Annotated in this window: 8 protein-coding genes; 2 read left to right on the top strand and 6 right to left on the bottom strand. The window is 61.5% G+C overall.

Annotated features, from left to right (window positions below; translation table 11 throughout):
* Nucleotides 1-93: 93 nt before the first annotated feature.
* Both AACT07_RS14470 and AACT07_RS14465 read left to right on the top strand, forming a co-directional pair.
* A complete protein-coding gene (locus tag AACT07_RS14470) occupies nucleotides 94-816 on the top strand; it encodes a MarC family NAAT transporter (RefSeq protein WP_005357737.1) in 723 nt (240 codons plus the stop codon).
* A gap of 159 nt (nucleotides 817-975) precedes the next feature.
* A complete protein-coding gene (locus AACT07_RS14465; RefSeq protein ID WP_005340062.1) occupies nucleotides 976-1,179 on the top strand; it encodes a hypothetical protein in 204 nt (67 codons plus the stop codon).
* Between the two features lie 132 nt (nucleotides 1,180-1,311).
* On the opposite strand, the gene tldD is transcribed toward AACT07_RS14465, so the two are convergent.
* From tldD to rng, 6 genes are all read right to left on the bottom strand, one after another.
* Nucleotides 1,312-2,760 (bottom strand): metalloprotease TldD, encoded by a 1,449-nt coding sequence (gene tldD, locus AACT07_RS14460; protein WP_064338892.1) that lies wholly within the window; start codon nucleotides 2,758-2,760, stop codon nucleotides 1,312-1,314.
* A 133-nt stretch (nucleotides 2,761-2,893) separates the two neighbouring features.
* Complete coding sequence (locus AACT07_RS14455) at nucleotides 2,894-3,700, bottom strand: carbon-nitrogen hydrolase family protein (RefSeq protein WP_069528462.1); 807 nt, start codon at nucleotides 3,698-3,700, stop codon at nucleotides 2,894-2,896.
* A gap of 19 nt (nucleotides 3,701-3,719) precedes the next feature.
* Nucleotides 3,720-4,307: a nucleotidyltransferase domain-containing protein gene (locus AACT07_RS14450; protein ID WP_069528460.1), complete on the bottom strand. Its 588-nt coding sequence runs from the start codon at nucleotides 4,305-4,307 to the stop codon at nucleotides 3,720-3,722.
* Nucleotides 4,304-4,636 (bottom strand): Dabb family protein, encoded by a 333-nt coding sequence (locus tag AACT07_RS14445; RefSeq protein WP_069528458.1) that lies wholly within the window; start codon nucleotides 4,634-4,636, stop codon nucleotides 4,304-4,306. The genes AACT07_RS14450 and AACT07_RS14445 overlap by 4 nt, the downstream gene beginning before the upstream one ends.
* A gap of 34 nt (nucleotides 4,637-4,670) precedes the next feature.
* Entirely contained in the window at nucleotides 4,671-8,564 is a 3,894-nt protein-coding gene (locus AACT07_RS14440; RefSeq protein WP_069528456.1) for a YhdP family protein, read from the bottom strand.
* Nucleotides 8,565-10,034, bottom strand: coding sequence for a ribonuclease G (gene rng / locus AACT07_RS14435; protein WP_005340056.1), 1,470 nt, complete (start codon nucleotides 10,032-10,034; stop codon nucleotides 8,565-8,567).
* Nucleotides 10,035-10,053: the final 19 nt, after the last annotated feature.

The following is a 10,053-nucleotide window of genomic DNA, read 5'->3' as shown; positions in this document are numbered from 1 at the left end:
TTATGTTCAGTTTCGCCAGCATAAGATAGCCTCCCTCTGGGGCCTGCCACCCGCGTAGCCCCATGACGTCCAACTCTTTATCCGAGGCTCAAGATGTTCTTTCAGGTCGTATTACTCACCTTGCTGGCGCTGCTGCCCATGGTCAACCCGCCCACCACGGCCACCCTGCTGCTGGGGCTGAGCAAGGGGATGTCGCGCGAACACGTGCGCCGTCAGGTCAATCTGGCCGCCATCTATCTGTTCTGCACCCTCTGCATCACCTTCTTTATCGGATCCTCGATCCTGGATCTGTTCGGGATCTCCATTCCGGGCTTGCGCCTGGCCGGTGGCCTCATCATCGGCTTTATCGGCTTTCGCATGCTGTTCCCCGCCCCCAGCCAGCAGAGCGGGGTCGATATCAACCAGAGCATTGCCTTCGTACCGCTCACCATGCCAAGCATGTGCGGGCCAGGCACCATGGCACTGGTGATAAGTGGAGCCGCCCAGATTGCCGAGCTGCCGGACGAATACAACCGCCTCACCATCTACGCCGGTGTGGTAACGGCGTTTGCCCTGATGAGCCTGATCAGCTGGGGAGTATTGAAGCTGGCGGACCCGGTCTGCAAGATCCTGGGCGCCACCGGCATCGATGCCATGACCCGCATCATGGGCTTCCTGCTGGTCTGCATGGGCATGCAGTTTTGCATCAATGGCATCAAGGAAGTGGCACAGGATCCAGTCTTCCACGGCGGCCAGGCTGTGCAAACCGCGCCGGCGCTCCCAAAGGCTTCCGGCACGTTTGATCAGTTGCCGCAAAAGCCCACCGGCTCTGATTGAAAACGGTATCAAAAAGTCCCTGACGATCTGCACTGATCTTGTTCCTGATCATGTTATTGACACACAAATGAGTTAGTTTGTTTTTCATACAGACTGTATTCAGATGGACGCTGATAGGTTTGTTGATGAATACCCACTCAACTTCAGGAGAGTATGCAGATGGACAAGATGCTGACCGAAATAGGGAGCCATAGCCTGTTTCACGAGTACCTGAACGTGGTTGGGATTGCGAGCCCATCCCTCGCCAAGATTGAGCAACGCTGGGAATATAAAGATCAAGAGCAACTGGTTGCCAAAATCCAGATCGACAAACAGGGTAACGCTCGCTATTTCATCGACGCCCGCGCCATATCCGTCAACTGATACCGAATAACCCGCCAGCCCCGGTCCAACGACCGGGGCTTTTTGTTGCCTGCGATCCCCTGAATAGCAAAACCCCGGCAAGAGCCGGGGTTTGAATGCGTCGGGTTACGCCGCTGCGCGGCTAACCCAAACCTACGACGTGCCACCCACGGTGAGCTGATCCAGTTTGAGGGTGGGCTGGCCGACACCGACTGGCACGCTCTGCCCCTCCTTGCCACAGATGCCAACCCCGCGATCCAGCGCAAGGTCGCTACCCACCATGGAGACCTGGCTCATCGCTTCTGGGCCGTTGCCGATCAGGGTCGCGCCCTTGATGGGAGCGGTGATCTTGCCATCCTCGATGAGGTAGGCCTCGGAGGCGGAGAAGACAAACTTGCCGGAGGTAATGTCCACCTGGCCGCCACCGAAGTTGGGAGCATAAATGCCCTTCTTCACCGAGGCGATGATCTCGGCCGGATCGTACTGGCCCGCCAGCATGTAGGTGTTGGTCATGCGCGGCATCGGCATGGCGGCGTAGGATTCGCGGCGACCGTTGCCGGTGAGCGGTACCCCCATCAGGCGGGCGTTCTGCTTGTCTTGCAGATACCCCTTGAGGATACCGTTCTCGATCAGCACGTTGTAGCCACCCGGAGTGCCCTCGTCATCGATGGAGACGGAGCCGCGCCGACCCGGCAGGGTGCCATCATCGACGATGGTACAGTGCTTGGAGGCCACCTGCTCGCCGATGCGGCCAGCAAATGCGGAAGATCCCTTGCGGTTGAAATCCCCCTCCAGACCATGACCTACCGCCTCGTGCAGCAGCACGCCGGGCCAGCCGGAGCCCAACACCACCGGCATGGTGCCGGCTGGCGCGTCGATGGCTTCCAGATTGACCAGCGCCTGACGCACCGCTTCACGCACATAGCCAAAGGCGCGGCTCTCCAGCCCATCCAGTTCGAGGAACCAGTCGTAACCAAAGCGCCCGCCGCCACCGGCACTGCCACGCTCGCGACGCTCGCCCTTCTCGGCGATCACGGTCACCGACAGCCGCACCAGCGGACGCACATCGGCGGCCAGGGTACCGTCGGTGGCTGCCACCAGCACCTCTTCGTAGACGCCGCTGATGGAGGCCATCACCTGATTGATGGCGGGATCCAGACTTCGAGCGAACTTGTCCATCTGCTCCAGCAGGGCGATCTTCTGGTGCTTGTCGAGGGTCTGCAGCGGATCCATGGCCGGATAGAGCAGGTTCGCTTCTGTGCGCGCCCATGCCTTCACCTTGCCGTGAGCACCTGCGGCGGCGATGCCGCGAGCGGCAGTCACCGACTGTTGCAGGGCCAGCAGGCTCAGCTCGTCCGAGTAAGCGAAACCGGTCTTCTCACCGCTGACGGCGCGCACTCCGACCCCCTGATCGATGTTGTAGCTGCCATCCTTGACGATGCCATCTTCCAGCATCCAGGACTCGTGCCAGCTGCGCTGGAAATAGAGATCGCCGAACTCCACCTGATGGCTCATCAGGCTGCCGAGCAGCTGCTGCAGGCGCCCTTCGTCGAGATCGTTCGGGGCCAACAGGGAGGCACTAACCTGGCTCAATAGACTCAATCTTCTTCTCCACTCTCGTAACGAGCTGTTTTAAATCGTCTTGCAGACGGGTTGGCGACAAGCCACACCATCACAACAAACGGGTATGCTCCAGCACGGGCAAACGGCTGCGTTTCAATTTTTCACCACACCATCAGAGCAAACGGGCGTGTTGCAGCACTGGCATGGTGCGATGCAATTCGTCGATAAGCCCGGGCTCCATCTTCGCCAGCACTGTGCCGCGCCCGGACTCTTTGCTCGCCAGCACCCGACCCCAGGGATCGATCACCATGCTGTGGCCCCAGGTCTGGCGCCCCGTTTCGTGAGTGCCGCCCTGATTGGCCGCGACTACGTAGCACTGGTTTTCGATGGCGCGGGCCCGCAGCAGCGGCTCCCAGTGCGCCTCGCCGGTCACGGCGGTAAAGGCGGCAGGCACCAGCAGCACACGGGCACCGGCACGGGCCAACTGACGATAGAGCTCGGGAAAGCGCAAATCATAACAGATCGAGAGGCCGAGGGGACCAAAGGGAGAGTCCACCAACACAGGCGCCTCTCCCGGGCTGAAGGTCTCCGACTCCCGATAGCGGCCGTGATTATCCGCCACATCCACATCGAACAGGTGGATCTTGTGGTAGTGCCCCCTGAGCTCACCGCTGGGGTCAAACACCAGCGAGCTGGTGTGGATATGGTCAGAACCTTTGATGGTGGTCGGCATAGCCCCGGCCACCAGCCAGATGCCGTAATCTCGTGCCCATTCAGCCAGTTGCTGCTGGATCGGGCCCTCACCTATGGCCTCCGCGCCATCCAGATAGCCCTGCCGTTCGCCAAACAGGGCAAAGTTCTCCGGCAGCAGCACCAGCAGCGGCCGCTCTTTGGGCAAGGCCGCCAGTTCGGCGGCGATCTGCTCCCGGTTATCCTGCCAATGACGGCCAGATACCAGCTGTATTGCGGCTAACCACATGACGTTCTCCTTGTCCGCATTAATCGCGATCCACAATATTCGGGTCTTTATCCATCTCGGCCAGCAGCTTGCGAAGATGATGCCGGACCAATCCCCGCTGCCCCCGCTCCGCCCATTTGAGGCAATCGAACAACTCCCAAACCAGACCATCCCCTTCGGCCATATAGGCAGGAAAGTCCCAATGGCTTGGGGCAGGGCCAGATACCTCAAGCGCACCAAGGGAGGAAGTTTTATCGAACAGTGGCAAATAAGGTTTGGCAAGAGGGAACTCAGCCCCCCGATCAAGGATATGGATCTCGATGCTGGACATATCGAGGAAGATGACGCGCCAGTATGAACAGACCTCTTCATGTCTTCCTTGCCAGCAATGAAAGATGGGCCGCTCCCCCACAATGGTGCGCACCAGTTCGTCTCCCTGCTTATGGAAGCCAGGCTCGGCCAGCAACAAGAGATCGACATCGGATACCCGGTCTGCCTTGCCTTTGGCGAGCGACCCAACCACTACCCCGGCATCAATCGCAGGATGGGCTGCGCCATGTTGCATCACCGATTCCAGCAGTGCGCGCTGCAGTGGCGGGATGGCAGCCCAGTGCTCATCCACCATCATAACGGCCCCTCTGACACAACCCGATCCCCCGCCTGCAGGGTGTAATCCAGAACAATGATTCGCTCCAGCACAGGGCGGAAGATGGCCTTGAGGGCATCGTGATCCGGGTGGGGCAGATAGCGCTGGCGGGCCGCTTCGTCGGCGAAGGTCATCAGCACGCTGTGGGTAAACCCCTCGGCTCGCCCCTCCGGGCTGTCATCCCGACCCCACTCCACGGCGGTCACGCCGCTAACCTGATGGGGAATGGCGAGAAAAGCGTTACGCACCGCATCTATCTGGGCAGGCTGGGTGCCCGGCTTGAAGGCGATCAGCAGGATATGTCGGATCATGGCTCACTCCTTGTGATGGTGCCGGGCCGCTCGTTCAGCGCTGAGCGGGCCCAGCGTGTTTGGGGCTCAGCAGGAAAGGGGTCACCTCTTGGGTCGGCAGGCCGGGGGCAACGGCGTCAACCGCCTCTTTCTGCTGCTGGTTGAGCTTGATGCGCGCGCGATCTCGTCCCGCCTCGATCAGCTTGGGTGCGTCGAGCGGGCCCGAGATACGAAAATCGATGCGGGTCACCACATCCACCACCGGCTCCAGCAGTTTGGAGAGGGCCAGCACATAGAGCCCCGTGACCGGCGTGATGGAGAAAGCCGCCACCACCGGCAGGGTGCCCCCCAGATTGGGGGAGAAGCTCAGCTCGTAGTCGAGCTGCCAGCGCACCAGATCGGCGATCCCCTCACCGCGCAGGTTGCCTGCCGCCCCCTTCATATAGAAATCATCGTTGCTGACCTGCCCCTGCTTGATGGTGGCAGAGGCGGACATGGATTCGAAGTAGAAACCCTTGTCGAACACATCGCGAAAATCGAGCCGCAGCTTGCGCAGCAGGGAGTCGAGACTGAGCAGAGAGAGCAGCCGCGCCCCCTTGTCGTTGACCTCGCGCAGGGTGCCGCCCTCCAGCTGATAGTTGGCACTGCCCCCCAGAGTCGGCAGGCTTGGGCGATAGGGCACATCCTGCCAGTTCAGATCAAAAGCGAGGGAGCCGGGGGCATCGCCGATGGGCGAGGTGTAGCCCAGCCGCTTGAGCAGCAGTTCGCTGTTGTTGCTGGTCAGCTTGCCACGAGCGCGGGTCTCCATCCGGTTGCCATCGGCCAGCCAGTCGACGCTGCCGGTGAGCTGACTCCCCGCCAGCCGCACATCCAGCCCCTTGAGTGTCACCTTGTTGGCGCCGGGCACCAGCTCCCCTTTCACTTCACCAAGAGGTAGCTCGCCAAAGCGGCAATCGACACAACTCACCTTCAACCAGGGGATGGATGCCATGATGGCGTTGTCCTGTTTGGCATCGGGGTCCGGGCTGAGATCCGAACTCTTGCCAGACCAGTAGATGCGGGCAAACTTGGCATCCACCGGGCGATTGGCCACCGCGGGCAGGCGGATCACCCCCATCACGTCGGGGCTGTCGATCATCACTTCGGTCGCCTGATTGGTCGGCCCCACGGTGAAGCGCGCCGCCTTGAGGGTGGCACTGCCGATATAGGCGCGAGCCAGCTGTCCATCCACCCACCACTCCTGCGGCAGGAAGGCGGGGCCAACCACCGCATTGCCAGTCTGGTTCTGCGCTGGCAACCACTGCTTGAGTCGCGCCAGCCAGCCACCGACATCGGCCTCCTGCTGGTTGATGGCGAGCAGCATGGGAACATCGCGCATTACCCGGGCGCCCGGCTGACCCACATCGACCCGCACCCGGCTGAGATAAGGCACCCCTTCGCCGTAGACCAGTCGGGTCTGCATATCCACATCCGCCCCCAGTACGGCGCGAATATCGGCGCTGCCATCCCGGCCACGGGCGATCACCTTGAGCGGCAGCCGGCTGGCGCTGCTCTTGGCCAGCGGCAGCGGCAGATCCAGCCCCATCCCCTGCAAGTTGGAGTCGAGCGCCAGCTGGAAGCTGAATGGCTTGCTGTCGGGCAAGGTCAACCCGAGCTTGCCGCCCCAGTTACTGCGGCCGTTGAGAATGCCGTATGAAGAGATGGCGGCGGGTTGGCGGCGGCTATCCCACTGCCCCTTGAAATCGAGGTCGACCTGATAGTGATCCGGATGCTGGCGCCCCTGATAGTCGAGGGTCAGCGGCTGGTTCCACAGGCTCGCCTTGAGGTTGCTGAAGCGGGTCTGTTCGTTGTCATATTCGAGGCGCCCCTGCACCTTCTCCAGCGGCAGATCCAGACTGGCGACCCGCACCTTGTTGTTGCTGAAGGTGGCATCGCCACTCGCCTTGACCTCGCTCTCGCCATCGAGAGGAATATCGAGCTTGACCGATCCGGCCATCGGGCCGCGGATCTCGATCTCCCGCAGCGCCTGTCCCACCGAACTGCCCAGCGGGGAGTCCTGCAGGTAGTCGCTGATGGCCTTGCCTTCCCCCTGCACCTTGGCATCCACATAGAGATGGGCACCGGGGGAGAGATCCGGGATCCAGGCATGCACCGAGTCGGAGCTCGCCTTGCCCAGTTTGGTGGAACGGCTGCGCATATCGAGGCCAGCATTCTGGAACAAGAGATCGATCTGCAGGTCGGTAAGCGGTTGCCAACCGGGGAAGAACTCGTAGGTGGCCTGCTCCAGCGGCACCGCCACCTGGAAGATGCCCTTGCCGTTGTCGTAGGGGAAATCCCGAAACTCCCCATACCAGAGCAGGTCGGCCCCCTTGGCCTTCCCCCCCTTGATGGCGCCGCTCAGGTAATCCACCAGCCCCTTGTCCATCGCCTGCAGCGGGAAGTAGCGATCCGCATGGCCCGCATTCTTCACATCGATGCGGCCGGTCAGGGCCAGGAAAGGGTGCTCGAACAGATCGAGGCGGAAACGGCTGGCCAGGGTCAGATCCGGGTTATCCAGCGCGATATCCTGCCCGTAGAGCACCCAGCCCTGTTCCTCACGCCACCAGTCGAGGCGGGCCGAGAAGTGGTCGACCGGGATCGGCATCTTGAAGTGACGGGCGGGATCCACCTTGTCATTCGCCAGCGCCAATCTGGCGCTACCGCCGGTCGGGGTAAGCCAGAACTCGCCGTTGAGATCCTGCATCCCGGGTATATCCTGCCACGCCTTGAGGCGCACCTTGCTGAAGCGGCCGCTGAGGGAGAGATCCTGCCAGTCGGCATTGGCCAGCAGCGTCAGATCCTGCATCGAACCCTGCGGATTGGTCTGGCGCAGGGTCTCGCAGAGTGTGGGGTAGAGCGCCGAGACCAGCTGACTGATCTGGGTGATCTTGTCGAACTCTATGCTGGGCAGATAGCCCTGCACCCGATCCCCGATCCGCTCCAGCTGCAAGCGGCTCTGCAACCAGGGTTTGCCGTCCAGCTTGAAGTTGACGTTGTGGCTGGCCAGTTGCCAGTCGGTGCCATCCCGGCGCAGCTGGATCTTGCCACCATCGAGGCCGAAACGGTGCATCTCCCCTTTCTTGGGATCCTTCCAGATCAGGTAGTTGTTGCCAAACGCCAGCAGGGTATTGCCCAGCTTGCCGCTGTCAAACTCGCTCCAGAGCTGGAAGTCGAGCTGACCGGCAACCTTGGGTTCGCCCGCATGGATCTTGGCCAGGGTCGGGGTGATATCGAGCTGGCGGGCCCCCAGATAGAGCTGACCCTTGAGGCGATCGAGCCGGGCAGTCGGGGCGTCCACATCCAGAATCAGATCGATGGTGCTCTCGCCCACCCCGTTGATGAGGTAAGCCTTGCCGACCCCTTGATGGCGCTTGCCACGGTTCTGCCAGCGCAGTTGGGCGATGTCGAGGGCGCGCAGATCACCGAGGGAGGTGGTGATGCTGAGGCGGGTGTTGTGCACATCGAAGGTAGAGAGCTGGGTCAGCAGAAAGCGCAGCAGGGCGCCCTGCTGGGGATCGCCGGAGGGGCTGTCGTCAGCCGGTTGGCGCAAGTCGATGGTGATATCGCCATCGCTCAGGATCAGCTCGCCAAACACCGGCTTGAGCTCGTTAATGGTGCGCCAGAAGTCGAGGTGCACCCAGGCTTTGCCGAGCTGTACGGTAAAACGCCCCGAATCCGGGGCGATGGCAAGTTGCTGCAGTTCGAGCGCGGGCCCGGACTGTGTCCAGTCCAGCCCCACTTGCTCCACGCTGACCTTGAGTTGTGAATCACCCAGCAGAGTGTGGATCAGACTCTCCCGGTATTGATTCAGCAAAGGGCCCCCGACCCGTACCAAAGTGACCAGCATGGCCATCAGTACGAACAGGACCCCCAGGGCCAACCAGCCCCGACTCAGCCAGCGATAGACCAATTACATCATCACCACGTCGAACTGCTCCTGACCGCAGAGGGGTTCGCTCACTACCCGCACCTGCTTGCCGATGAACACTTCCAGCTCAGCCAGACTGTGGGACTCCTCGCCATGGAGGTAGTCGGCCACGGCTGGGGCTGCGTAGACGGTGAACTGATCCGCATCATAGGCACGATTGACCCGAATGATCTCCCGCAGGATCTCGAAGCAGACCGACTCCACCGTCTTGACCCGGCCGCGCCCCTTACACTCGGGGCACTCGGAGCAGAGCACATGCTCCAGACTCTCGCGGGTGCGCTTGCGGGTCATCTCCACCAGACCGAGCTGGGAGAAGCCGTTGACGTTGGTCTTGGCACGATCCTTTGACAGCGCCTGCTCCAGACTGTGCAGCACCCGACGGCGGTGATCCTCGGACTGCATGTCGATGAAGTCGATGATGATGATGCCGCCGAGATTGCGCAGTCGCAGATGACGGGCAATGGCCGCCGTCGCCTCGACGTTGGTGTTGAAGATGGTCTCTTCCAGATTGCGATGGCCGACAAAGGCGCCGGTGTTGATATCCACCGTGGTCATGGCTTCGGTCTGGTCGATGATGAGGTAACCGCCGGATTTCAGCTCTACCTTGCGCTCCAGCGCCCGCTGGATCTCGTTCTCCACGTCGTAGAGATCGAAGATGGGCGACTCGCCAGGATAGTACTCCAGCTTGCTGGCCAGCTCCGGCACGTACTCTTCGGTGAAGCGCTTGAGCTGATCGAAGCTCTGGCGCGAGTCAACGCGGATCTTGTCGAGCTCGGCACCGACGAAGTCGCGTACTACCCGGAATGCCAGACTGGGATCCTCGTAGAGGATCTTGCAGGGTGGATACTTCTGCTTGCGCTCGAGGATCTTGCGCCACAGACGCTTCAGGAAGGCGGCATCCTGCTCCAGCTCCTGCTCCCCCACCCCTTCGGCGGCGGTGCGGATGATGTAGCCACCCAGCTCGTCCACATAACCGGCCACGGTGCGCTTGAGGCGCTCCCGCTCCGCTTCGGACTCGATACGCTGGGAGACACCGACGTGGGCGCTGCCCGGCATAAAGACCAGATAGCGGGATGGCAGGGTGATATCGGTAGTGAGACGGGCACCCTTGGTACCCAGTGGATCTTTCACCACCTGCACCATGATGTCCTGCCCCTGACGCACCAGCTCGGCGATGTTGCCGACCTGAAACTGCTCCTTCTCCTTCACCGCCACACACTCGGTGTGAGGGACGATATCAGAGGCGTGCAAAAAAGCTGCCTTGTCCATGCCGATATCGACGAAGGCCGCCTGCATCCCCGGGAGTACCCGGCTGATCTTGCCTTTGTAGATATTGCCGACAATGCCGCGCTTGGCCTGACGCTCTACATGCACTTCCTGCAGCAGACCGTTTTCGACCAGAGCGACCCGGGTTTCGGAGGGGGTAACGTTAACCAGCAGTTCTACCGACATAAGTAACCTTGCCTGTTCC

The sequence above is a fragment of the Aeromonas sp. ANP5 genome, from assembly GCF_963870295.1.
GTDB lineage: Bacteria > Pseudomonadota > Gammaproteobacteria > Enterobacterales > Aeromonadaceae > Aeromonas > Aeromonas veronii.
This window is presented reverse-complemented; position numbering and strand designations above follow the sequence as displayed.